Source organism: Anaerolineales bacterium (assembly GCA_019637805.1).
Classification (GTDB): Bacteria; Chloroflexota; Anaerolineae; order Anaerolineales; family UBA11579; genus JAMCZK01.
Genome location: JAHBVB010000001.1, coordinates 484,331 through 506,873, shown reverse-complemented (window position 1 = coordinate 506,873; position 22,543 = coordinate 484,331). Strand labels below are relative to the sequence as shown.

At 59.6% G+C, this 22,543-nt stretch carries 25 protein-coding genes, 4 tRNA genes and 1 other annotated feature; of the genes, 20 read left to right on the top strand and 9 right to left on the bottom strand.

Translation table 11 applies throughout. The features are described from left to right. Positions 1 to 8 precede the first annotated feature (8 nt). Positions 9 to 851, top strand: coding sequence for an inositol monophosphatase (locus KF885_02420; GenBank protein ID MBX3048007.1), 843 nt, complete (start codon positions 9 to 11; stop codon positions 849 to 851). 48 nt (positions 852 to 899) lie between these two features. Beyond that, a complete protein-coding gene (locus KF885_02415; GenBank protein MBX3048006.1) occupies positions 900 to 1,277 on the top strand; it encodes a DUF2089 domain-containing protein in 378 nt (125 codons plus the stop codon). A gap of 45 nt (positions 1,278 to 1,322) precedes the next feature. On the opposite strand, the gene KF885_02410 is transcribed toward KF885_02415, so the two are convergent. Next, on the bottom strand, positions 1,323 to 1,652 hold the full coding sequence (locus tag KF885_02410; protein MBX3048005.1) for a zinc ribbon domain-containing protein: 330 nt from the start codon (positions 1,650 to 1,652) through the stop codon (positions 1,323 to 1,325). Between the two features lie 70 nt (positions 1,653 to 1,722). Next, positions 1,723 to 3,432, bottom strand: a complete 1,710-nt coding sequence (locus tag KF885_02405; GenBank protein ID MBX3048004.1) for a tetratricopeptide repeat protein — start codon at positions 3,430 to 3,432, stop codon at positions 1,723 to 1,725. A 77-nt stretch (positions 3,433 to 3,509) separates the two neighbouring features. On the opposite strand from KF885_02405, the gene KF885_02400 reads away from it, so the two are divergent. Beyond that, complete coding sequence (locus KF885_02400) at positions 3,510 to 4,436, top strand: LysM peptidoglycan-binding domain-containing protein (protein ID MBX3048003.1); 927 nt, start codon at positions 3,510 to 3,512, stop codon at positions 4,434 to 4,436. Here KF885_02400 and KF885_02395 read toward each other — a convergent pair. Further along, positions 4,433 to 5,659, bottom strand: a complete 1,227-nt coding sequence (locus KF885_02395) for a site-2 protease family protein (GenBank protein MBX3048002.1) — start codon at positions 5,657 to 5,659, stop codon at positions 4,433 to 4,435. The genes KF885_02400 and KF885_02395 overlap by 4 nt on opposite strands. A 9-nt stretch (positions 5,660 to 5,668) precedes the next feature. Continuing rightward, positions 5,669 to 6,502 (bottom strand): thioredoxin, encoded by an 834-nt coding sequence (gene trxA, locus KF885_02390; GenBank protein ID MBX3048001.1) that lies wholly within the window; start codon positions 6,500 to 6,502, stop codon positions 5,669 to 5,671. Between the two features lie 262 nt (positions 6,503 to 6,764). Between trxA and KF885_02385 the strand changes: the two genes are divergently transcribed. The 17 genes from KF885_02385 to KF885_02305 all read left to right on the top strand — a co-directional run bounded on the left by KF885_02385 (position 6,765) and on the right by KF885_02305 (position 17,840). Beyond that, on the top strand, positions 6,765 to 7,871 hold the full coding sequence (locus KF885_02385; GenBank protein MBX3048000.1) for a PIN domain nuclease: 1,107 nt from the start codon (positions 6,765 to 6,767) through the stop codon (positions 7,869 to 7,871). An 8-nt stretch (positions 7,872 to 7,879) separates the two neighbouring features. After that, positions 7,880 to 9,367, top strand: coding sequence for a cysteine--tRNA ligase (gene cysS, locus KF885_02380; GenBank protein MBX3047999.1), 1,488 nt, complete (start codon positions 7,880 to 7,882; stop codon positions 9,365 to 9,367). Positions 9,368 to 9,369: 2 nt separating this feature from the next. Continuing rightward, positions 9,370 to 10,107, top strand: a complete 738-nt coding sequence (gene rlmB, locus KF885_02375) for a 23S rRNA (guanosine(2251)-2'-O)-methyltransferase RlmB (protein ID MBX3047998.1) — start codon at positions 9,370 to 9,372, stop codon at positions 10,105 to 10,107. Positions 10,108 to 10,228: 121 nt separating this feature from the next. Further along, a tRNA-Thr gene (locus tag KF885_02370) sits at positions 10,229 to 10,300 on the top strand. Between the two features lie 29 nt (positions 10,301 to 10,329). Next, positions 10,330 to 10,411 (top strand) — tRNA-Tyr (locus KF885_02365). Positions 10,412 to 10,506: 95 nt separating this feature from the next. Beyond that, positions 10,507 to 10,578, top strand: a tRNA-Thr gene (locus KF885_02360). A 48-nt stretch (positions 10,579 to 10,626) separates the two neighbouring features. Next, positions 10,627 to 11,829, top strand: coding sequence for an elongation factor Tu (gene tuf, locus KF885_02355; protein ID MBX3047997.1), 1,203 nt, complete (start codon positions 10,627 to 10,629; stop codon positions 11,827 to 11,829). Positions 11,830 to 11,856: 27 nt separating this feature from the next. Continuing rightward, complete coding sequence (gene rpmG, locus KF885_02350; GenBank protein MBX3047996.1) at positions 11,857 to 12,024, top strand: 50S ribosomal protein L33; 168 nt, start codon at positions 11,857 to 11,859, stop codon at positions 12,022 to 12,024. 28 nt (positions 12,025 to 12,052) lie between these two features. Then, a tRNA-Trp gene (locus KF885_02345) sits at positions 12,053 to 12,125 on the top strand. Between the two features lie 78 nt (positions 12,126 to 12,203). Beyond that, entirely contained in the window at positions 12,204 to 12,416 is a 213-nt protein-coding gene (gene secE / locus KF885_02340; protein MBX3047995.1) for a preprotein translocase subunit SecE, read from the top strand. Between the two features lie 123 nt (positions 12,417 to 12,539). After that, entirely contained in the window at positions 12,540 to 13,148 is a 609-nt protein-coding gene (gene nusG / locus KF885_02335; protein ID MBX3047994.1) for a transcription termination/antitermination protein NusG, read from the top strand. A gap of 63 nt (positions 13,149 to 13,211) precedes the next feature. Next, positions 13,212 to 13,637, top strand: coding sequence for a 50S ribosomal protein L11 (gene rplK / locus KF885_02330; protein ID MBX3047993.1), 426 nt, complete (start codon positions 13,212 to 13,214; stop codon positions 13,635 to 13,637). 124 nt (positions 13,638 to 13,761) lie between these two features. Then, complete coding sequence (gene rplA / locus KF885_02325; GenBank protein ID MBX3047992.1) at positions 13,762 to 14,481, top strand: 50S ribosomal protein L1; 720 nt, start codon at positions 13,762 to 13,764, stop codon at positions 14,479 to 14,481. A 24-nt stretch (positions 14,482 to 14,505) separates the two neighbouring features. Further along, positions 14,506 to 14,647 (top strand) — a sequence feature (ribosomal protein L10 leader region). Positions 14,648 to 14,655: 8 nt separating this feature from the next. Further along, positions 14,656 to 15,183, top strand: coding sequence for a 50S ribosomal protein L10 (gene rplJ / locus KF885_02320; GenBank protein MBX3047991.1), 528 nt, complete (start codon positions 14,656 to 14,658; stop codon positions 15,181 to 15,183). 32 nt (positions 15,184 to 15,215) lie between these two features. After that, positions 15,216 to 15,593, top strand: coding sequence for a 50S ribosomal protein L7/L12 (gene rplL, locus KF885_02315; protein MBX3047990.1), 378 nt, complete (start codon positions 15,216 to 15,218; stop codon positions 15,591 to 15,593). Between the two features lie 117 nt (positions 15,594 to 15,710). After that, positions 15,711 to 16,388, top strand: coding sequence for a response regulator transcription factor (locus KF885_02310; protein MBX3047989.1), 678 nt, complete (start codon positions 15,711 to 15,713; stop codon positions 16,386 to 16,388). A gap of 6 nt (positions 16,389 to 16,394) precedes the next feature. Then, complete coding sequence (locus KF885_02305; GenBank protein ID MBX3047988.1) at positions 16,395 to 17,840, top strand: HAMP domain-containing protein; 1,446 nt, start codon at positions 16,395 to 16,397, stop codon at positions 17,838 to 17,840. On the opposite strand, the gene KF885_02300 is transcribed toward KF885_02305, so the two are convergent. The 5 genes from KF885_02300 to KF885_02280 form a co-directional block, all read right to left on the bottom strand. Continuing rightward, the gene (locus tag KF885_02300; GenBank protein ID MBX3047987.1) at positions 17,794 to 18,423 is read right to left on the bottom strand and encodes a transglycosylase SLT domain-containing protein; all 630 of its coding nucleotides are present in this window, start codon (positions 18,421 to 18,423) and stop codon (positions 17,794 to 17,796) included. The genes KF885_02305 and KF885_02300 overlap by 47 nt on opposite strands. A gap of 69 nt (positions 18,424 to 18,492) precedes the next feature. Continuing rightward, positions 18,493 to 19,128, bottom strand: a complete 636-nt coding sequence (locus tag KF885_02295) for a hypothetical protein (GenBank protein ID MBX3047986.1) — start codon at positions 19,126 to 19,128, stop codon at positions 18,493 to 18,495. Between the two features lie 445 nt (positions 19,129 to 19,573). Then, entirely contained in the window at positions 19,574 to 20,371 is a 798-nt protein-coding gene (locus KF885_02290; protein MBX3047985.1) for a hypothetical protein, read from the bottom strand. 125 nt (positions 20,372 to 20,496) lie between these two features. Further along, entirely contained in the window at positions 20,497 to 22,155 is a 1,659-nt protein-coding gene (locus tag KF885_02285; protein MBX3047984.1) for an ATP-binding protein, read from the bottom strand. Between the two features lie 16 nt (positions 22,156 to 22,171). Then, the gene (locus tag KF885_02280; GenBank protein MBX3047983.1) at positions 22,172 to 22,522 is read right to left on the bottom strand and encodes a four helix bundle protein; all 351 of its coding nucleotides are present in this window, start codon (positions 22,520 to 22,522) and stop codon (positions 22,172 to 22,174) included. Positions 22,523 to 22,543: the final 21 nt, after the last annotated feature.

Here is a 22,543-nt window from a genome sequence, read left to right as displayed (position 1 = left end):
AGGCTTGTTTGACCAAGCATGAAATTCCAGCAGACCTGGAGCACTATTTGACCCTGGCGGTGGACTGCGCTCGCCAGGCCGGGGCTTTGCTGGAGCAAGGCTATGAAAAAGAAAAGCGGGTGGAGCACAAAAGCTCTGCTGTGGATTGGGTCACCGAGTATGACCGCGCCTCAGAGGAGTTGATCGTCGGGCGACTGACAGCAGCCTACCCCGGCCACGGCATCGTCGGCGAAGAAGGCAGCCGTCGAGAAAGCCAGGATGGCCATGCCTGGTATATCGATCCCCTGGATGGCACCAGCAACTATGCGCACAATTTCCCCGTGTTTTCGGTCTCGATCGCGCTATACAAAGACGACGTCCCTCTGGTGGGGGTGGTCTTTGACCCTTTGCGTGATGAGCTTTTCACGGCGGTACAGGGATGGGGAGCTTTCCTGACCCGCGCCGGGACAAAGCAGCGCCTGCAGGTCAGCCATGTGGCTTCGCTGACCGCAGGGCTGATCGCCACCGGTTTCCCGTACGACAGCCATACCAGCCAGCACAACAACATCACCGAATTGGGCGCATTTCTGCGCCGGGCGCAGGGCATTCGCCGGGCGGGCTCGGCGGCGTTGGACATGGCCTACGTGGCGGCTGGGCGCTTGGATGGCTACTGGGAGTTCAAGTTGCGCGCCTGGGATATGGCGGCCGCCCGGCTGATCGTGGAGGAAGCCGGCGGTGTGCTTACCCAGCCAGATGGCCAGCCCATCCAGATGCAGGAAATACTGGCCGTAGTGGCCAATAACGGCCGCATTCATGGGGAAATGCTCGAAGTGCTGGCGCAAGCTGCGGCCCAGCGCGGCGCGCAGGATTGACCGGCGCGGCCCGCCGCACGCCGCCAAGCTGGCGTGTATAATGCGCGTATGTACCCGATTCCCCACGAATGCCCCGTTTGCCACGGCGAACTGCACATCACCCGCCTGGTTTGCCGCGAGTGTGACACGGCGATCGAAGGTCGCTTTCTGGCCGGCGCCTTTTCCCGCCTGAGCGAAGAACAGCTGCATTTCGTAGAAGCCTTTGTGCGCAACGAGGGCAAGATCACCCGTATGGAAGAGGACTTCGGCCTCTCTTACCCCACCATTCGCAGCCGCCTGCACGAGGTCATTCGGGCTTTGGGTTATGAGCCGGGCAAAGATGCCGTCGCCAAGCTCACCGAAGAAGAGCGTCGCCGTATTCTGGAGGACCTGGACAAGGGCAAAATCACCTCCGAAGAAGCCATGCGCATGTTGGAAGAAGGTTGATCTACTGACAAAAACTCGCCGGCCGGCGAGTTTTTTTTGACAAGGTTATTCGGTTTTGGCCGCTGGTTTGCTTTCGCCAGCGGTCTTCTCTTTTGCGGTGGTTTCTTTAGCTGGCGCGCTGCTGGTATCCCCGCTGCTGGGTTTGCTCTCCGTGGCCGCCGGCGCGCTGGGCTTGGTGGCCGGCAGGGCGGAGGGTTTCTTTTTGTCAGTTACGTAGAAGCCGGAACCCTTAAAGGCTACGGCAGCCGGTTTGTAGACCTTTTGCAGGGAATGCTTGCGGCATTCCGGGCAGATCTTCAGCGGGTTGTCTTCAAAACCTTGGCGCACGTCAAACTCGTGGCCGCAATTGGCGCAGTGGTAAGTGTAGATCGGCATGTTTATTTACGTATATAACGAACGGGCGGCATTATAGCCCTGCCCCATGGGCTTGGCAATAGCCGGCGGCTTAACCGTCCACCCGGCCTTGGGCCGTCTGGCGCCAATCCTCGGGGCTGGCGCTGGCGGGTAGCTCCAGCAGGCTGCGCCAATCCGCCAGTGCGTTCTGGTTTTGGCCCAGCGCTTCCAGGGACATGGCCCGCCAGTAAAAGAACATGGCACGCTGCTGGTCTGTCTCCACACGCGGGCTGCTGGTGTTGATTTCAAAAAAGGCCAGGCTGGGGTTGCCGGTGAACAGGTGGGCGCGAGCCAAACCAATGCGGGCTTCGAACCAATCGGGCAAGCCGTTGACGGCGATTTGCATGTATCCCAGCGCGCTGGAGGGGCGGCCTTCTTCCAGGTCTTGAAGGCCGTGATAGTACGAGGCGTAGGGCAGGTTGGGGTCCAGCGTCAGGCCGTGGTCGAAGGCATTCAATGCGTCTGCGCTTTTGCCGGTGTGTTCAAAGCCCAGGCCGAGCAGTTGCCAGCCCAGCGGGTCGCGGCCATTGAAACTGAGATAGCGTTGCATGGTCACGATCGAGGCCGGGTAGTCGCCGGAACCCTGTTCCGCCTCCGCTTTGGCCAGATAGTTGGGCAACAGGGTCAGGTCCAGGTCGTGCGCCAGTTGGCTGCTCTGCAAGGCGGCTGCGTAGTCGCCGCGCGCCAGGGACAGGCGGGCCTGATAGTACAGCACCAGCGGCGAGTTGGGAGCCAGGCTGGCCGCGCTGGCAATGTCTTCGCCGGCGGCATCCAGGTTGTTCCGCCCCAGGTTGAAGGCGGCTCGCTGCAAATAGGCATCGACATAATTGGCGTCCAGCAGCACGGCGGTGTTCAGATCGGTGATCACATCGCCGTTGCTGCCGGCCAGGCTGGCCCGCGCCCGCCCCAGGTAAGCCGGGGCAAAGCTGGGCAGGGTTTGAATGGCGCGGTCAAAGGCCGCGTTGGCCGCCGTCAGGTTGCCGGCGCCCAGGTAGGCTTCGCCCAGGTAGTACGCCACGTCTGCTGCTTGTGGGTTGCTGGTCAGCAGCGCTTCAAAGGCATTGGCGGCGGCCGCCCAGTTTTGTGCTCCCAGCGCCTGCAGTCCTTCCGTGTAACTTGGGCTTTCTGGGTGGGGCGTGTCCACATAAACCGGCGTGGGGGTGTAGGTGGCTTGCAGCAACTCTTGCGGGTTGCTGGGCACCAACACTGGCAGGGTAGCCGTGGCGCGGCTGGGCGGCGCGGTGCTGCCATCGCCAGGACTGGCTTGGGCTTGGGGACTGCCGCTGCCCAGACTGTCCATCCACTCGTCCAGTAGATTGTTTTCCGCGGCGTAATAGGCCAATAGAATTAATGCGACGCCCACGCCCAGGGCCGCCAAAATGCCGCGCAACGACCAGGGTTTCTCGCGCGTTTTGCGCCTGCGTTTGCGGATCTTGGGCGCGGCGATCTCTTTGGTGTGCCATTCCTCGGTTTCTTCGGGCAGGAAAGCGGGCACGTGGGGCAGCGGCGCATCCGCATCCAGCAGTTTTAGGTCATGCCGGGCGGCACTGTTTTCGGGGTCCAGAAAGAGCACATTTTGCAGACAATAAATGCGTTCTTCGCGAGATTCCACTGTGGTGCTCATCAGCAGCCAATACAGCGGCTCTCGGTTGTCTCTTTTGAGCAGCTTTAATAAAAGCTGGCGCGCAAGTGCCGGGTTGCCTTGCTTGCTGGCCTCAACGGCTTTCTCCAATAAGGCATCTTTGGAGGAGTTGGCGCTCATATGCGGTGAGTGTAGCACAGCGTATATGGGCCAACAAGCCAGGCCGGCATTGGCAGGCCGCTCGGTATAATTTGCCGGTGCAAGCAACTAAATGGCTTCTGCTCTTTGTGGGTTTGGCGGCCTGCGCACCGGGCGCTGAGGCCGGCTTGACCCCGGCGCCGAACCAGCCCGTGCAGGTTTATCAAACCGCCACCCCCACGGCCAGCCCGCCAGCCCCCACGGAGCCGGTTGTGCTGCCCACCGCCACACCCTCTCTGTATACCGTAGTGTCTGGGGACACTTTCTTTTCGATCGCCGCCCGGCACGGCATCAGCCTGCAGGCCCTGCAGTTGGCCAACCCGGATGTGAACTCCACTTTTATTTCACCGGGGATGCAGCTGTTCATCCCTTCCAGTGATGAAGCTGCTCAGGCACTGCCGAACCCCACCGCCGCCGCGGCTGATGTCAGCCCGGCCGCCTGCTACACCACTGCGGCTAACGAGCTGTGGTGCTTTCTCCTGGTGCGCAATATCAATGAAGTAATTGTCGAGAACCTTGGCGGCTTAATTCAATTGCTTGATGCCCAGGGCAAGGCCATCATCAATCTTGTGGCCAATCCGCCTTTGAATATCTTGCCCCCTGGAGATGCAATGCCCCTGGTGGCCTATTTGCCTGAAGCGCCCGAGGGTTGGCACACGGCTCGCGGGCAGCTGAGCGCTGCCTACCCGCTGACGGTGGATGACTATTATTTGGCGGCGCAACCCTACGAGGAGCGTATTCAAGTCTCGACAGATGGTCTTTCCGCACAGGTGACTGGTGGGGTAAAGGTGTCGGCGCCACCCAGCATGGTGTGGGTGTTGGCCGTGGCCTATGACAGCCGCGGCGATGTAGTTGGCATCCGGCGCTGGGAAAGCGGCGACCTGAGCTCAAGCCCTGACCCGCAGACTGTGCAGTTCGATGTGTGGGTCTACAGCCTGGGCCGGCCGATTGACCGCGTGGAGCTTTTGCTGGAGGTGCAGCCTTAGCCGCCGAAGGGGCCTTCGATGATCTGCAGCGGCACGGGGATAAACACCAGCAGGAAAATGATCAGCCCAAAAATGGCCAGCAGGATGCGCGGCCGGTCGAGCTGCGTGATCTGGTCCAGGGGTTGGGCGTGCCTGCCGCCCATCATTAAGATCAAGAAGACCCACAGCCACCAACCAGACCAGAAGAAGCCCAACACAGCCAGCACGCCCAAAATGACGGGCAGCGCAAAGCTGCTCAATTTCCCCAGCAAGCTGTAGAGCAGGTGCCCGCCGTCCAGTTGGCCCGCCGGAATGAGATTGAGGGCCGTCACCAAGAGACCCGCCCAGCCTGCCCAGGCGATGGGATGCAAAAAGACATCCGCGCCGCCCAGTGGGATGGGCTGGCCGGTGAACAGGAAGCGCACCCAATGCAGCAGAGGGGACAACTCATAGCTGGCGGGCTGGGGAAGCCACTGGCCATGCACGGCGTACTTGGCCAGCAGATAGAGGATGGAATTGCCCTCCAAACTGTAAGCATCGCCGGCGCGCACAAAGTTGGGCAGCTGCGTGATCTCTGAGAGCGACAGGCCCAACAGCAACACAGGGATGGCCACCAGCAGCCCAGCCAGCGGCCCTGCCAGGCCAATATCCAGCAGCACGCGCTTGTTGCGCGGCGGCTCCTTGAGCTGAATGAACGCCCCCAATGTGCCAAATATGCTGAGCGGGAAAGGCAGAAAATAGGGCAGGGTCACTGCGGTCTTGTGGTAACGCGCCGCCAGGTAATGGCCAAATTCATGCGCCAGCAAGATCGCCAATAAGCTGGCGGCGAAGGGCACACCATCGCCCAAGCGGGCGAATACTTGCTGGATCAGCAGCATGCTGTCTTCCACAGCCGGCCCGTCATAGCTGTACAGGGTGCCGGCCATCAGCATGCTGACCACAGTCAGGATGAACATGACCAAATTGACCAGCGGATTGGAACCTTTCGGCTTGGGAGGTGAGGGCATCAGCTGGATGATGTGCTGACCCTTCTCCTCCAAAAAGAGCGGGGTGATGCCCATCTTGTCCAAGCTGTGGCTCAGTGCGGCATAGGCTGTTTCCGAATCCTGGGTCAGGCGGCCCACATACTTGGTGATGAAGGGGAAGCGGCCGCCCCCGGGGATGATCTGTTGGATGTCGAATACCCGCGCTATGTGCGGGGTAAGCATTTCTTGTGGCTCAAAGGCTTCGGTGGGTTCACTCATGTCGTCTCTTTAGAAGAGCAGGGCCGCCAGGTCAGCGCGGTAGGCACGCGTGTTCGGGTTCTCATCGCCCAGCACGGCCAGGCAGCCCAGGAAGACTTGCCGGGTGCGGCCGGCGGCGTGCTGCTTGTTCTCGCGCAGCACGTCCAGCAGGCCATCCATCGCCGCCAGCAATTGGCCGCGCCCGGCCAGGCGCATAGCGTTGGCCGCCAGGGCGTCCAGCTCCTCCGCCTCATCGGGCGGGCTGTCGTTTGCGGCGGCCATTGTTTCCGCCAGCGGGATAAGCTGCTCTGCAGTGGCGTAGAGCTTGCTTACTGGGAACTCGCGCAGGATGGGCAGTGCCGCGGCGGCCAGACCCTGGGCCAGCAGGCTGCGCGCCAGGCCCAGTAAGGCTGCCGGATGGTCTGGGTTGTCATCCAGTGCCTGGCGGTAGAGATCTTCTGCTTCTTCCCAGGCTTCTTCTGCCAGCAGCGCATCAGCTTTGCCAGTGGCCATGTCACCCAGGGGCGGCTGTAGCGCTTTCAGAAACTGGCGGATTTCTGTTTCGGAACGCACACCGCTGAATTCGGCCACGACCTGACCATTGCGGAAAGCCTTGATGGCGGGGATGCCGCGCACGCCAAATTGCTCGGCCAGCCCCGGGTTGGCATCTACATCTACCTTGGCCAGGCGAAAGGCGCCGCCTTCCTCGTGGGCCAGCTTTTCCAAAATGGGGGCGATCACTTTGCACGGCGCGCACCACTCGGCCCAAAAATCCACCACTACTGGGCGCTGGCTGGAATGCAGCAGCACTTCGGTGTGAAAATCAGCCTGGTTTACCTCAATAATGTGGCTTGAAGCGTTCATGGATTGATGAATCGTACCAGATGTTTGTTTTAACCATATTTAAAATCCGCTTTTGATTGACGCTGCTTGGCCCACATGCTAAGATAGCCGCAGTTCTTGCAGTTTATTGCACTTATTTGACTCACGCTTAACCCTTGGGTTAGCACGGACTTATTTTGGCGAAGTGACATTGCCAGCAAACTGGTTCATGATCTAAAAGACACAGGGTTGGCGCAGGGGACTGCGCTTTTCGCTATTGCGGGCGTGAGAGACTAGGAGATGAATGAGCATTGCGTTTTTCTCGCGCTTGGTCGGCATGCTGGTTTTCGGCATTGCCGGCTGGTATCTGGGGGGCGCCCTGGCCCCATTGGTCGGTTCACAAGACATCACCCTTTGGTCACAAGCCGGTAGCGCCCTGGGCGCCCTGGTGGGTCTGCTGCTGACCCCCTGGTTGGCTTTACGCCCGCTGCGCGCCACCTATACGTTTCTTTCCCAGCTTTCCCTGCGCTCGCTGATGGCCGGGTTGCTGGGCCTGATCTTGGGCTTGATCGTCTCGGGCTTGCTGGCTGTGCCGCTGTCCCTGCTGCCCCAGCCCCTCAGCCAAATTTTGCCGATCGTGGTTGCCGTGGCTCTCAGCTACCTGGGTGTGGTGACCAGCGTCAACCGCCAGGGTGAGATATTTTCGATCTTCAGCAATTTCGGCAACCGCGCCGCAGCCGAAGGCCGCAGCAAGGCCACCCCGGCGGCCGGCCGCACCATCCTGACTGACACCAGCGTGATCATTGATGGCCGCATCACCGATATTGCGCGTACCGGCTTCCTTTCAGGCACCTTGCTCATCCCGCGTTTTGTTCTGAACGAACTGCAGCACATCGCCGATTCGTCCGATAAGCTGCGCCGCCAGCGCGGCCGTCGCGGCCTGGAAGTGCTGGCGGCCCTGCAAAAGGACCCGCATATCACTGTGCAGATCAGCGATATTGATGTGGAAGGCATGCGTGAGGTGGATGACAAGCTGGTGGTTCTGGCCCGCCAAATGCATGCGCCGATCCTGACCAACGATTTCAACCTGAACCGCGTGGCCGACCTGCAAGGTGTGCTGATCTTGAACATCAATGACCTGGCCAACGCGGTCAAATCGGTCTTTTTGCCGGGCGAGGAACTCACCGTGCGCGTGATCCAGGAAGGGCGGGAGCACCGCCAGGGCGTCGGTTACCTCGAAGACGGCACCATGGTCGTGGTGCAAGATGGGGTGGACTTTATGGGGGCAGAAGTGCGCACTTCGGTGACCAAGGTGCTGCAGACGGCAGCCGGGCGCATGGTCTTTGCCAAGCCCGAAGAAAAACCCAAAAATTCCCCACGTCCGACCCGCAACGGCGGACGCAAACGTTAGGCAGCTCAATGGCATTGCGTATCTACAACACCCTCACCCGCAGCACCGACGAATTCAAGCCGCTGGTGCCTGGGGAAGTCTCCATGTATGTCTGCGGCCCCACCGTGTACGCATCGGCGCACATCGGGCACGCCATGTCATCTTTGATCTTTGACGTCGTGCGGCGCTATTTGGAATACCGCGGTTATAAGGTGCGGCACGCCATGAACTACACGGATGTGGATGACAAGATCATCCAAAAGGCCAACAGCGAGGGCAGCGATTCGCTGAGCGTGGCCGAACGCTACATTGAGGAATACGCCAAGCACCTCAGAGAATTGAATGTCTTGCCTGCCACGATCTACCCGCGCGCCACACAGGAGATCGATTACATCATCGATATGGTTTCTGGCATGGTGGCGGGGGGCGCGGCCTATGAGGCCGGCGGCGATGTCTACTACCGGGTTGAACGAGACGAGGATTATGGCAAGCTCTCCGGCCGCCGGTTGGAGGACATGAACGCCGGAGCGCGCATCGATGTCGATGAGCGCAAAGAACACCCCATGGACTTCGCTGTGTGGAAGACGGCCAAGCCGGGCGAACCCGCCTGGGACAGCCCCTGGGGGCCGGGCCGCCCCGGCTGGCACATCGAGTGCTCCGCCATGGTCTTCCATCATTTGGGCGAGCAGATCGATATTCATGGCGGCGGCAATGACCTGATCTTCCCCCATCATGAGAACGAAATTGCCCAGAGCGAGAGCCTGAGCGGCAAGCCATTTGCCCAGGTGTGGATGCACAATGGGATGATGCAGCTCTCGGGCGAGAAGATGTCCAAGTCGCTGGGCAACCTGATCACTATTCAGCAATTTTTGGATGCACACTCGGCGGATGCGCTGCGCATGATGGTGCTGAACACCAGCTATCGCCACCCGCTGACTTACAGCACCGAGATCGTGGAGCAAGCCGAGCGCGGCCTGGACCGCTTGCGCAGCGGCCTGCGTCCGGCCCTGCCGGGTGTCAGCGGCGCCAGCCCCGAGGCGATAGAGGCGCTGAACGCCCGTGCTGAAGCCGCTCCGCCGGCCTTCGTTGAGGCGATGGATGACGACTTCAATAGCGCGGCGGCTTTGGCGGTCATGTTTGAGCTGGTGCGCCAGATCAACCAGGCGCGGGATGCCGGCGCTACGGATGCCCAGCTGGCCGCAGCCCAGAACGTCCTCCTGGAGCTCTCCGGCGTGCTGGGCCTGCGTCTCAAAGCGGTAGAGCGCCAGCCGGATGTCGCCCCACTGCATGGCCTGATCGATGAGATCGCTGCCGAGCTGGAGGGCCAGGCAGACCTACTGGAGGCCGCCCGCTCGGCAGAGAACGGTGCAGCTCTGATGGATACATTGCTGGAGCTGCGCAAGGCGATCCGCGCCCAAAAGCTGTGGGCGCTTTCGGACAAGATCCGCGACCGCCTGGCTGAGCAAGGCATCCTGGTCGAAGACAGCGCCGGCGGCAGTTCCTGGCGCTGGGGCTAAACTTGAAAGAATGGATCTATGGCCGTCATGCAGTCTATGAAACCCTGCGGGCCGGCCGTCGCAAAGTCCATCGCTTGAAGCTGGCCCAAGGCTTACAGACCAGTGCAGTCTTGCAGGCCGCGCTAGACCTGGCCCAAAAGCTCAAAGTGCCCGTCGAGCAAGTGCGCCGCAATGAGCTGGACGGCTTGGGTGACAACCATCAGGGCCTGGCACTGCAAGCTGATGAATTCCGCTACAGTCATTTGGGGGAGCTGCTGGCCAAGGCCAAATCTTCCGGCGAGCCCCCTTTCTTTTTGATCCTTGATTCTTTGCAAGACCCGCAAAACCTGGGTACGTTGCTGCGCTCTGCAGAGGCGGTCGGAGTGCATGGAGTCGTGCTGCCGCAGCGGCGCACCGCCAGCATCACCCCGGCCGTGGTCAACTCTTCCTCGGGCGCCAGCGAGCACTTGCTGGTGGTGCAGGCCAACCTGGCCCAGGTGATCGAGGAACTTAAACGCGAGAACGTGTGGGTCATCGGTCTGGAGGGCGGCCCCGGCGCCCAACCGCTCGGCCGGCTGCGTTTGGATGGCGCCATTGCCCTGGTGGTGGGCAGTGAGGGTGAGGGCTTGCGCCGCCTGGTGCGTGAATCCTGTGATGGCTTGCTGAGCCTGCCGATGAAAGGCCAAATCGAGTCGCTAAATGCGGCTGTGGCCGGCTCTGTGGCACTATATATGGCTTGGCAAGCGCGTAACTTTTCCTGAGTCTATTGACTCCCTACCTGTCCGCGGATACACTTCGCCTTCGCCCAGTTGCCTTGAAAGCCTAAGGCTGGCTTGGTATAATGCGGCGCGCCTTGTGCGGGCTTCTTTAACATGTGAATACGCCGACGTAGCTCAACGGCAGAGCAACCGCCTTGTAAGCGGTAGGTTATGGGTTCGATTCCCATCGTCGGCTTCCGCACGCGGCCAACCGCGTTGCGGCTGGGGCAGGTACCCAAGTGGACAACGGGGTCTGACTGTAAATCAGATGGCATCGCCTTCGGGGGTTCGAATCCCTCCCTGCCCACAAGCCTGCCTGAGAAGGCGGCGCGAACAACCGTGTGAGCCGCGAAGCGGCCGCTGGAACACGCAAGGCAAAACAATTGCCGCAAGCAATTGTTAGCCCTCATAGCTCAGGGGTAGAGCGCATTCTTGGTAAGAATGAGGTCATGGGTTCAAATCCCATTGAGGGCTCTGTAGCCAGAAAAACGAATTACGCAAAATTTGAAGGAGAAGGCAATTATGTCGAAGGAAAAATTTGATCGGAGTAAGCCGCATTTGAATGTGGGGACCATGGGGCACATTGACCATGGCAAGACCACGTTGACGGCCGCGATCACGAAGGTAGCGGCGTTGATGGGCAAAGGCGAGTTCAAAGCCTATGACCAGATCGACAATGCGCCGGAAGAGCGCGAGCGCGGCATCACGATCAGCATCACGCATGTGGAGTATGAGACCGAGAAGCGCCACTATGCGCACGTGGACATGCCGGGCCACCGGGACTACATCAAGAACATGATCACGGGAGCGGCGCAGGTGGACGGCGCCATCTTGGTGGTGGCGGCCCCGGACGGGCCGATGCCGCAGACGCGTGAGCACGTGCTGCTGGCGCGCCAGGTGGAAGTGCCGAGCATCGTCATCTTCCTGAACAAGACCGACATGATGGACGACCCGGAACTGTTGGAGCTGGTGGAGCTGGAGCTGCGTGAGCTGCTGAATGAATATGGCTTCCCGGGCAATGAGACCCCCATCGTGCGCGGGTCGGGCTTGAAGGCCTTGGAGAGCACCTCCACGGACATCAATGCGCCAGAGTATGCGCCGATCGTGGAACTGCTGCGGGTGGTGGACGAGTACATTCCGGAGCCGACGCGTGAAGTGGACAAGCCGTTCATGATGTCTGTGGAGGACGTGTTCTCGATCAAAGGTCGCGGCACGGTGGTGACTGGCCGCATTGACCGCGGCAAGGTCAAGCTGAACGACACGGTGGACATTGTGGGCCTGCGGGATGAAGCGGGCAGCACGGTGGTGACGGGCATTGAGATGTTCCACAAGCAGCTGGAAGAGGGACTGGCAGGCGACAATGCGGGTCTGTTGCTGCGTGGTGTGGACCGTGAGCAGGTGGAGCGCGGCATGGTGTTGGCCAAGCCTGGCAGCATCAAACCGCACCGCAAGTTCAAGAGCGAAGTGTATGTGTTGAAGAAGGAAGAGGGTGGGCGGCACAAAGCCTTCTTCAGTGGGTACAAGCCGCAGTTCTACATTCGGACGTTGGACGTGACGGGCGAGATCACCCTGCCTGCTGGGGTGGAGATGGTGATGCCTGGGGACAACGTGAACCTGGATGTGGAGTTGGGGACGCCGGTGGCGCTGGAGCAGGGCTCGAAGTTCGCCATTCGCGAAGGCGGCCTGACCGTCGGCGCCGGTGTCATCACCGAGATCCTGGACTAAGACCAGGCAGTAAGCTAGGACGTAGAGATGGCTGGAAAAAAAGGTATACGAGTGGTGATCACTTTGGAGTGTACGGAGTGCCATGAGCGCAACTACACTTCCGAGAAAAGCCGGCGCAACGACCAGAACCGCTTGGAAATGAAGAAGTTCTGCCCGCGCTGCCGTGTTCACCGGTTGCACCGCGAGACGAAGTAACCCTGCGTCCCAGTGGTTGGCAATACATAGGCGAGTAGCTCAATTGGCAGAGCACCGGTCTCCAAAACCGGGGGTTGCGGGTTCGATTCCTGCCTCGCCTGCCTAAATTGCCGACAATCAAACAGAAACTGAAGCAAAGCCGCTGTACAGCGGCTTTGCCCACAGAATAAGGTGTGCATATGAGCCTCAAATCAGTAAAGCGAGAACCCAATGCCCTGCAGCGCTGGGCGCGTGAGACGGTGACCGAACTTCGCCGGGTCTCGTGGCCGACGCGTGAGCAGGCCGTTCACCTGACCATTGTGGTGTTGATAGTCATGCTGGTGGCAGGCGCCATTTTGGGCAGCCTGGACTTCTTGTTTGAACGTCTGTTTGTTGTGTTGCTGGGGCGATAGAATAGTTGGTGAGTTTGCATGGTTGAGGACGAGAAGGACTTCGTAGCAGAGGAACAAGACGGCCAAGAGGCCGACTTGGCCGCGCCTGCAGAAGAAACACCTCCTGAAGCTGAAACGATTGCTATTGGCGAGGTTTCCGCTCAGGAGCCGGCTGCCGAAGACGAAGACGCGCCTGCAGCCACGGCGCCCGCGGCTGACGCCGAAGGCGATGACCGCGCTTGGTATGTGGTGCACTGCTACTCGGGTTACGAGAATAAAGTGCGCCACAACCTGGAACAGCGCATTGAGTCGATGGGCATGAAAGACATGATCTTTGATGTGGTGGTGCCCACCGAAGAGGAAATCGAAGTCAAAGAAGGCAAGCGCCGCACGGTAGAGCGCCGCGTGTTCCCTGGGTACATCCTGGTGAATATGGTCATGACCGAAGAGTCTTGGTACGTGGTGCGCAACACCCCCGGCGTGACCAGCTTTGTGGGCCAGGGCAACACGCCCCTGCCCCTGCGTCCGGAAGAAGTGGCTCAGATCGTCAAGCGCATGGAAGCTGAAGCGCCGCGCATCAAGGTCACTTTCCGCCAGGGCGAACGTGTACGCATTGTGGATGGCCCTTTCAACGATTTCCGCGGCACAGTCTCGGAGATCGACATGGAGCGCGCCAAGGTGCGCGTAATGGTGAATTTCTTCGGTCGTGAAACGCCGGTTGAACTGGACTTTTTGCAGGTCGAGAAAGCGTAGCAATCAGGCGGGAGGCTTGCACAGCTCAGGGCTGCGCGCCGCTAATACCGCCAAGGAGAGAAAATGGCAAAGAAGTTAAAAGCAGTAGTTACCGTGCGCATTGAGGCCGGCAAAGCCAGCCCCGCACCGCCGATTGGTCCGGCTCTGGCCGGCCACGGCATCAACCTGATGGGTTTTTGTAAGGAATACAACGCGCGTACGGCCAACCGTATGGGCGATGTGATCCCCGCTCAGGTCACCATCTACACCGATGGCTCGTTCACCTTCATCCTCAAGACCCCGCCCGCTTCGGTGCTGTTGGCCAAAGCCGCTGGCGCGGCCAAGGGTTCTGGTGAGCCCAACCGCCAGAAGGTTGGCGAGGTGACGCGCGCCCAAGTGCGTGAGATCGCCGAAGTCAAGATGGTGGACTTGAACGCCAACGATATTGAAGCCGCGATGAAGCAGATCGAAGGCACCGCCCGCAACATGGGCATCACCGTACGCGACTAACTACACATAAATACGTGGGAGAGCTGCGGTGCTTCGCACCGCGAGTCAAAGCCAAAGGTTTTGACTGCCATTGAGCGGCTCGCCAAGTTGACGGGTTTCGTCGGCAGACCACAAAGGAGCAAGAATGGCTAAACGAGGCAAGAAGTACAAAGAAGCAGCATCCAAGGTCGAACACGGCCGCCAGTATTCCCCGCAGGAAGCGCTTTCCTTGGTGAGGGAAACCTCCTACACCAAGTTCGACGCCAGCGTGGAAGTGCACATCCGCCTGGGTGTGGACCCGCGCCATGCTGACCAGCAAGTGCGCGATGTGGTGGTTCTGCCGCACGGCTTGGGCAAAGACGTGCGTGTCTTGGTGTTCGCCCAGGGTGACGCTGCCCGCGCTGCCCGCGAGGCCGGCGCTGACGGCGTGGCCGATGACGATGCCACGCTGAAGAAGATCGGCGATGGCTGGCTGGACTTTGACGTGGCGATCGCCACCCCGGACATGATGGGTGCCGTAGGCCGCATTGGCCGTGTACTCGGCCCGCGCGGCCTGATGCCGAACCCCAAAGGCGGCACCGTGGTCAATGAGAAGGACCTGGTCCGCGCCATTGAGCAAGCCAAGGCCGGCCGCGTAGAGTTCCGTTTGGACAAGACCGGCAATGTGCATGTGGCGATTGGCAAGGTGTCCTTTGAGCCCGAAAAGCTGCAGGAGAATTTCTCCACCCTACTGGACGCGATCATCAAAGCCAAACCGGCCTCATCCAAGGGCGCTTACATTCGCAGCCTGACCCTGTGCGCCACCATGGGGCCGGCGATTAGTGTGGATCCGCTGCAAGCTCAGAACATCGGCGCTGCCGCTTAGGATTATGTAGTAAAATCTTGCTCGCCCTAGATGGGCGCCCTGCCAGTGACAGCAGGTGTAGCGTAAAGCACGCTACTTAATTCCCTGCCGAGGTAAGGACTTTGCAGCTTTTGCCTGCTTATAAGTCTTTGCTTCGTCACTGGAGCAAAGACTTTTTGTTTAGGAGGTAAAGACTTGGCGCTTTCGAAAGACAAGAAGCAAGCCATCCTGGCTGAATATGAAGACTGGCTGAGCAAGTCTGAGGCCGTGTACTTGACTGAGTACACCGGCCTGACGATGCCAGACTTCAATGAACTGCGCAAGCGCGTCCGCGAAGCTGGCGGCGAATTCCACGTGGTCAAAAACACGTTGGGACAGTTGGCTTTCAAGAATGCGGGCTATGATGTGCCCGCCGAATTCTTGACGGGCAGCTCAGCCGTCGGCCTGGCGTTCAGTGATGCGCCCGGTGTGGCCAAAGCGATCGCCGATTTCTCCAAGGAGAAAGAGGCAGTCAAGATCAAAGGCGGTTTCCTCGGTAAGGAACTTCTTTCCAAGGATTCGGTCACGCGCTTGGCTACGCTGCCCTCGCTGCCGGTGGTGCGCAGCCAGTTCCTGGCTCTGCTCAACACCCCGGCCACTCAGTTGGCTCGCTTGCTGGCAGAACCTGGCCGCCGTGTGGCTCAGGTTGTCAAGGCCTATGCAGACAAACCTGCATCGGCATAACTTTGAATTTTTGAACCTATAAGGAGTAAGAAATGGCTGATTTGGATAAATTGGTAGAAGAACTCGGCAAGCTTTCCGTTGTGGAAGCTGCTGAATTGGTGTCCAAGCTGGAAGAGGCTTGGGGTGTGACTGCTGCGGCCCCTGTGGCTGTGGCGGCTGCCCCCGCTGGCGGCGCGGCTGCCGCCCCGGCTGAGGAAAAGACCGAGTTTGACGTGATCATCAAGGACGCAGGTCCCAAGAAGATCGAGGTCATTAAGGTCTTGCGCCAGCTGACCAATGTGGGCTTGGCGGATGCCAAGCAGCAGGTGGAAGCCGGCAACACCAAGGTGCTGGAAGGCGCCACCAAGGAAGCGGCCACCGACGCCAAGGCGAAGCTGGAAGCTGCTGGCGCTGTGGTGGAACTGGCCTAAGTTTTACCAGTCCCTGTCAAAGGCCGCCCATCCGGGCGGCCTTTGTTGTTAATTTCACGCAATTATTAATCTTTGACGCTATTATTAAGCAAATCCAGAAACTTGGAGACACTGCACATGCCTACTCGCATATTAGTGATTGAAGATGACGAAGCAATTTTGGCCTTTCTGCGCCGCGGATTGGGTTATGAGGGCTATGAAGTCGAAACTGCTGAAAACGGGCAGAAGGGTCTGGCACTGGCTGCCGGCAACCGCCCCGATTTGGTGGTCTTGGACTGGATGCTGCCAGGCATGGATGGTTTGGAGGTGTGCAAGCGCTTGCGCACCATGGGCAAAGTGCCGATCTTGATGCTCACCGCCAAGGACTCGGTCAGCGACCGGGTGCTGGGGCTGGACGCCGGGGCGGATGACTACATGGTCAAGCCCTTCAATCTGGATGAGCTTCTGGCCCGGGTGCGCGCCTTGCTGCGGCGCACGCAAGCCCCCAAACAGAAAACCTACACCTTTGGCGACTTGGAGCTGGATACCGGCACACGCCGGGCGCAGCGCGGCGAGCGGGTGATTGACCTGACGGCCAAGGAGTACGAACTGTTGGAGCTGTTTATGCGCAACCCGCGCCAAGTGCTGACGCGTGAGATGATCTATGACGAGGTGTGGGGCTACGATTTCGGTGGGGAGAGCAACATTATTGAGGTCTATATTCGTTATTTGCGCCAGAAGATTGAAGAAGGCAGCGAGCCCCGCCTGCTGCACACCGTGCGCGGTATGGGGTATGTGCTGCGCGAAGACGAATAAGCCTGCATGTCGCTTCGTTCACGGCTGACGCTTTTCTATACCATAGGCTTGGGCGTCGTCTTGGTCTTTTTTGGGCTAAGCGTCTACGGTCTGGTGTCTGTGGTGCAACTGCGACAAGTGGATGCGACCCTTGACCGCACCGCCCGTGATCTGATCGATGTGACCCGCGTGGACGAACGCGGCCAGTTTGTGCTCTCCGAGCGCGTCTCGCTCGATTCCAGTGTGATTGTGCAAATTTGGGACTTGGATGGCAACCTGGTTGGTATGACCCTGGCCGTGGAGCCGGACAGCCCGCTGCGGGCGCCCTTTGATCCTTCTGCCATGCAGACTAGCCTGCCCATATACAGCAGCGCTGATCTGGGCGGGGTGCATTTCCGCGTGCTCAGCGTGCCGCTGCACACCGGCGGTACACCGATCGGCGTGATGCAGGCGGCCACCTCGCTGACCGTGATCGATGCGCTGCGCACCGATATTGTGCGCTACCTGGTGGTGCTGAGCGCTCTGGCCATCCTGCTGGTCAGCTTGATCGGCCTGGTCACGGGCAGCCGGGCGCTGGAGCCGCTTTCGCAGATGACCGAGACGGCATTGCAGATCACCCGGGCGGACGACCTGTCGCGGCGCATTCCCACCGAAGGCATTGTGGACGATGAGGTCGGCAAGCTGATCGTGGCCTTTAATGACACCCTGGCCCGCTTGGAGAAATTGTTTGCCACCCAGCGCCGTTTTCTGGCGGATATTGGCCATGAGCTGCGCACACCGCTGACCGTGATCCGCGGCAATCTGGACCTGATGCGCCGCATTGGCGAGTACGACGAACAGGCCCTGCATAGCATGGGTCTGGAGGTGGACCGCCTGGCGAGGATGGTGGCCGATCTGCTGCTGCTGGCCCAGGCTGAGTCCGGCAGGCTGCCCTTGGATCAGCGCCGAGTGGAGCTGGATACGCTGTTGCTGGAGGTCTTCAATCAGGCGCATGTGCTGGCGGGCGAGCGCGTCAGCCTGGAAATCGACACGATTGACCAGGTCATTGTTTGTGGTGATCGGGATCGGCTGAAGCAGGTTGTGCTCAACTTGCTGGCGAATGCGATCAAGTATTCCAAGGATGGCGGCAAAGTAATTGTCAATCTGTCGAAGAATCAGGGGCAGGCGTTCCTGGCGATCAAGGACAGCGGTATTGGTATTCCGGCGGAAGATTTGCCGCATGTGTTTGAGCGTTTTTACCGGGCCGACCGTTCCCGCTCGCGGGCCAAGGATGGTACCGGGTTCGGTCTGGGCTTGTCAATCGCTTACTGGATCGTACGCAATCATTCTGGCGAGATCGACGTGAAATCCCGTGTGAATCGCGGCAGCACCTTCACCGTGCGCTTGCCTTTGGCCGGCCCGGACTGCGCCGATACGACCACTGATCTCAGCGGCCAGCCTCTGCCAGTTGCTGAGCCTGAGCGCATAGGCTAGCGCCGCCCGCCGCCAGCCATTCCTGCAGCACGGGACTACTCTCGCGGCCTGTGGCTGCGTCGGCGTAGATGTTTTCTCCCCAATAGACATAATCTCGGGTTTCTTGCGCCCAGGCGGCCGCGGGGCGGCTGGCGCCGTTGATGCCGCCGTTGTATCCCGCCATCGCCATGGGCGGCGACCCAAAATTGTCGAGTGATTTGCGTAAGTAGGCCAGCCCGCGGTGGGCGTTGGTGTCCGGGTCGAAGCTGTTTTCGCCGTCCGCAAAATGGTAGGGCATTACCTGGAACAAGCCCATGGCGCCGGCGCGGGAAACCGCCTGCGCGTATCCACAGGATTCGATTTGCATGACCGTGGCCACCAGGTTGGGATCCAGGCCAGCGTCGTCTGCCCAGCGCAGGATCTCAGTTTCCCAGCGCAGAACTTGCGGCGTGAACAGGGCCGCCAGGCGGCCGCTGTAGGCGGCGGGCTGCTGCTCTGCGTTCATCTTGGCTGGAGCGACAGCGAAAAAGGGCAGACTGATGTTGGTCAGCAGGTGAAAAATCAGCGCACCGGCCAGGGCGACACTGATCGGCGGAAAAAGCAAGAAAGAGAGGCAGCCGCTTCCGGTTGCCTCTCTTTCTGCGTAGGGTGCGCTGTGCGGCATGCCCACGATTTAGAAGTCGTTCTCGTCGCGGCCCTGGGGTACCAGGCCGTGGTACATGGCGGGCTGCGCCTGGCCCTGGCGGACGGCCGGCGCGGGATTGGCCCGGCGCAGGGTGGGCGGGTTGTTGCGCTCCACGCTGGAGCGGGTGAACATCTTGCCGCCCGTGGTGATGAAGGCGCCGATGACCAGCATGCGGATCAGCCAGACCAGCACGGCCACGAAGGCGGGCACGGTCTGCAGCATGACCTCGCGACCCATCAGGCTCGTGCCCAGGCTGACGTGGCCGGCGATCGCCACGGTGATGCCCCACCAGGTCAGCACGGCGTTCATGGTGGCAGCCAGCAGCCAGGCGCCGAACAGGTACCAGATCTCCAGGGCCTGTTTGTTGCGCAGATCGCTGCTGTTGCTGAACAGGTGGGCGATTCCAGCAAAGTCCATCACGCAGATGGCGAGCGCCAGCAGGGTGGCCCAGGCGAACTCGCCGAAGCGCAGGTCTCCCAGCAAGTCGCGCATGGCGAATTCGGTGGTGCTGAAGTTGAAGACCTCGAAAGCGACCAGCGCGGCGCCGGTCAGCAACCCCCAGACCAGGTTGCGGGGCAGGCGGCCCGCCCATTCAAACTGTTGAAGCAAACCTCGATTGACCATCTTGTTCTCCTTTGGCCTCGCGGCCTAGAAACAAATGTTCTATGTGATGGCCAAAGTATAGAACGGATGGGCTAATAGAGTCAAGCGCTGTATATGGGGGCACGTAGCGGTGCCACCTGCTTGTGTGGGTGGAGTCGGCTGCTTGCCTGTATACTTGGCGATGACTTGTTTCATCGTGGCTTATGACCCGCAGAGTAAGCAGTCGGCATGGTGGTGCAGCCCCACCGGCTCGCCGTCGGTGCTATCGTGGCCTGGGCGCGGTGGCCACGCAGTCGTAGCCAATGTCGCCTTCGGCCCGCAGGGCCTGGACTTGCTCGCAGGCGGCGCCAGCGCGACGGAAGCCCTGCCTGCTGGCCAGCGGCTTGGCAGCAGCGGCCCGATGGCCAGGATGCTGATGAGGGCGGCGAACTGGACGAGGACAAGACACGGGGTTCATATTTGCTATTTACGGTGCAATTACCTTTGCATCAGGGTATCGCTGATCGAATCTCCGTGCTACTTCAAAAATATAGTCTAGGACGTACTTATGTAATTTTAGAAAATCCTCAAAGCTGATTCTGATGTTTTCACCCTCTCGATATCCTAACCATGGACAACTATCAATGAACTTTCTATCTGCGACCGCATTGTTATGGATAAACGAATTCCGGATTTGTTGGACTTCCGCAATCTTTTTGTGCAGCCGCTTTCCCGTGGCACCAGCTAAACCAACATGCCTTAGTATGCAATCAAAGCGCTCAGCCCCTAGGAATCTATTGCAATAAGTAGCGTTTAGTAACAAATTGGCTGTGTGATCTATTTGCTGATCCTTGGTCATCCTATGATAGTCCAGTAAGGAAACTCTAATTTTCTTGAATTCTTCCGAAGCGAATGTCGTGCGGTCAAATTCGAGTATCAGTGAAACAAGATCTCGTACAAAGACTTCCAATATTGTCCATAGCAAAGTAACGCCCTGAAAATATACTTGTCTCAAGTAATTCTCTTTTGCCACTTCCAGTCCAACAACCCAGTCATCGAAATCCGGGATGTTGCCAGGATCGAGCATCTTCATAAGTGCTTCGCGCACGACTCTTAGCTCCATTTCACTACCCTTTAAATTGTAATGAGAACTTAAAGTCATAAGCGAGACAGAGAAAGACATTTCTATGGCTTGTGTTACATGAAGGCATTGGCGCGCTTTTTGAAACGCTTGAGCCCACAAATGCTGAAAATCCTTGTAAAAAATTGCTTCGTCAAAGTTCATCACTGACTCAGTTCAATACCCCATCTCTTCCTTGAGCTGCTTTTTGTCCTTGCCGCTACCCTTGCTGCCTTGCAGTTCGTCCCAGAACGTGTCGTCGTAGCGGCGGCTTGCGTCGCTTCTCCATGTTAGAAGCCAAGCTCTTCGTCAACTTCCTTTGCGCCTTTTCTCTTGCCTTTGCCTTGCAATTCATCCCAGAACATATCGTCATATCTTCTTGATTTTATAGGCAGCGGCATCGGCACGCCCCAGCCCAGCAGCAGCACCTCCTCCTTCGGCTGCAGGCGCGCCAGCATGCCGCGCAGCGCCTCGCGGCCGGCCAGGCCGCTGAGCACGGCGCGGATGTCGTCGTCGTCGCCCAGCCAGCCGGAGATGCGCGTGCCCAACTGCGACATGACCTCGTCGTAGATCTGGCTGGGGCGCTGGTCGATGATCAGCAAGGTCACGTAATACTTGCGCAGCTCGCGGGCGATGGTGCTGAAGGTGGTCTGCACGGCCATCTCACGGTTGAGCAGCTTGTGTGCCTCCTCTACGGCGATGACCAGCGGGCGCGGTTCGCCTTTGTTGTTACTGCGCAGCTCGTTGGTGGTCTGCTCCCAGCGTTCACGGATGCGGCGGGTGAGCAAGTTGCTGACCAGCAGATAATCCAAATCGCTCTCGTGCTTGCCAAAGGAGAGGATCACGTGCTGGCCCGCCTCCAGCGATTTGACGATCTCGCCCACCGTGTCCACTGCCGGTTTTTCTGCCAGGTAGGCCAGGCGGAACACCTTGCCCAGTTTGTTGTGCAAACCCTCGGCCGCCATTTCATTGACGTTGTTCTCTCTGGCCCAGGCCGCTACGCTGCCTGGGGCGTCTGTCCTTTTCCCGTCATCGCCTTCCACCTTGGCTCGCGACATCTCTTTGAACGCTTTAAACCACTGGGTAGGTCCGAAGCTGGCCAGCAGGGCGTCCAGAGTGGCAGACGTGGTTTCTTTTAGGTTGAGCTCTCGGGTGAGCAGTTCGATATCGCCGGGCTGGATGTCGCTCATGGCGATTTCCAGGTTGAAGTCGGGCGTTTTGCCGCGGATGGTTGCCCCAGCCCCCAGACCGGCCACGCGCACCTTGGCGGGAAACTTGTCGCGCAGGCCGCTGACCGGGTTGCCGTTCTCGTCCTGATCGTTGTAGGCGTACTCGTTGTGCATGTCCAGCACCAGCACTGAAGCGGCATTGTGCTGGATCAGCCCGGCCAGCATCAGCCGGGTCAGAAAGCTCTTACCGGTGCCGGTGGCGCCGAAGATGCCGGAAGAGCGCTTGACCAGTTTGTCCAGGTCGATCGCCACCGGGTGGTTTTGCTCGCGGGTGTGGCCCAGCACAAAGTCGCCTTGGAACACTTCGGCCACGTCACCCTCGCTGGCCAGGAACACATCCGCCTGGTGCGAGGGCACAGTCTTGACTGGCAATGGTCCCTGGCGTTCTTCGCCGCCGGTGAACATCAGGGCGGGCAGGATCTCGAGGTTGGTGTACAGCGTTTGGCCTTGCAGCAGGCCGGCCAATTCGCCGGGCAGGCGGTTGGTGGTCTGCTCGTCGGCAAAGCGCGGGTTGGTGGCGCCGAGCTGCAAGTCGGTCACCAGGCCGTGGAAGAGCCAGTCATTGCTCTCGATGACCACAAAAGCGCCCTCCTGCACTTGCTGGGGGGGCACTTGCAGGCGGGCCAGCAGGTGGGTTTTCAGGCTGCCACCCACGACGAAGCCCACCCGGCGGCGGCCGCTGGATTGCTGATTGCTGATTGCTGAGTTCTGATCTGTCATGAAAGAACCTGCCTCTTCAGATTGCTTGACGCAGTTTTGTGGGAAGCTGTGAGGATGGCGGTAATTTGGTTAGCCTCGTCGAGCAGCATGGCTGCTTGTTCAGCGGATACGATCTGAGCTTCCAACAGCATTTCCAGCCAGTAGACGCTTTCGTCCGCCTCCCTATTGAAATCCCTAGCTTGGCGATAAATTCAGCTTTGGAACGCCCTCGGCAAGCCGCGCGATAATTCGCTCCCACCGAAGTGGCGGAACGAAGCAATTGGCGCCGAATGACGAAGCTAGTTTCGTTTCGGGGAAGGATTTGGACGAACTTGATCACGTCCAATCCAAAGCGTTTCGTTCTGGCCTTTAGTTCAACCTGGTCCATCTTTCCCTCAATCAGCGATCA

Excerpts from the sequence above, each read along its gene's own strand:
- rplA (MBX3047992.1), top strand. The coding sequence starts at position 13,762 with ATGGCTAAACGAGGCAAGAAGTACAAAGAAGCAGCATCCAAGGTCGAA.
- KF885_02280 (MBX3047983.1), bottom strand. The coding sequence starts at position 22,522 with ATGGACCAGGTTGAACTAAAGGCCAGAACGAAACGCTTTGGATTGGAC.
- KF885_02285 (MBX3047984.1), bottom strand. The coding sequence starts at position 22,155 with ATGACAGATCAGAACTCAGCAATCAGCAATCAGCAATCCAGCGGCCGC.
- KF885_02305 (MBX3047988.1), top strand. The coding sequence starts at position 16,395 with ATGTCGCTTCGTTCACGGCTGACGCTTTTCTATACCATAGGCTTGGGC.
- cysS (MBX3047999.1), top strand. The coding sequence starts at position 7,880 with ATGGCATTGCGTATCTACAACACCCTCACCCGCAGCACCGACGAATTC.
- secE (MBX3047995.1), top strand. The coding sequence starts at position 12,204 with ATGAGCCTCAAATCAGTAAAGCGAGAACCCAATGCCCTGCAGCGCTGG.
- KF885_02395 (MBX3048002.1), bottom strand. The coding sequence starts at position 5,659 with ATGAGTGAACCCACCGAAGCCTTTGAGCCACAAGAAATGCTTACCCCG.
- KF885_02290 (MBX3047985.1), bottom strand. The coding sequence starts at position 20,371 with ATGAACTTTGACGAAGCAATTTTTTACAAGGATTTTCAGCATTTGTGG.
- rpmG (MBX3047996.1), top strand. The coding sequence starts at position 11,857 with ATGGCTGGAAAAAAAGGTATACGAGTGGTGATCACTTTGGAGTGTACG.
- trxA (MBX3048001.1), bottom strand. The coding sequence starts at position 6,502 with ATGAACGCTTCAAGCCACATTATTGAGGTAAACCAGGCTGATTTTCAC.
- KF885_02310 (MBX3047989.1), top strand. The coding sequence starts at position 15,711 with ATGCCTACTCGCATATTAGTGATTGAAGATGACGAAGCAATTTTGGCC.
- rplK (MBX3047993.1), top strand. The coding sequence starts at position 13,212 with ATGGCAAAGAAGTTAAAAGCAGTAGTTACCGTGCGCATTGAGGCCGGC.
- KF885_02295 (MBX3047986.1), bottom strand. The coding sequence starts at position 19,128 with ATGGTCAATCGAGGTTTGCTTCAACAGTTTGAATGGGCGGGCCGCCTG.
- rplL (MBX3047990.1), top strand. The coding sequence starts at position 15,216 with ATGGCTGATTTGGATAAATTGGTAGAAGAACTCGGCAAGCTTTCCGTT.
- KF885_02405 (MBX3048004.1), bottom strand. The coding sequence starts at position 3,432 with ATGAGCGCCAACTCCTCCAAAGATGCCTTATTGGAGAAAGCCGTTGAG.
- tuf (MBX3047997.1), top strand. The coding sequence starts at position 10,627 with ATGTCGAAGGAAAAATTTGATCGGAGTAAGCCGCATTTGAATGTGGGG.
- KF885_02385 (MBX3048000.1), top strand. The coding sequence starts at position 6,765 with ATGAGCATTGCGTTTTTCTCGCGCTTGGTCGGCATGCTGGTTTTCGGC.
- KF885_02410 (MBX3048005.1), bottom strand. The coding sequence starts at position 1,652 with ATGCCGATCTACACTTACCACTGCGCCAATTGCGGCCACGAGTTTGAC.
- KF885_02415 (MBX3048006.1), top strand. The coding sequence starts at position 900 with ATGTACCCGATTCCCCACGAATGCCCCGTTTGCCACGGCGAACTGCAC.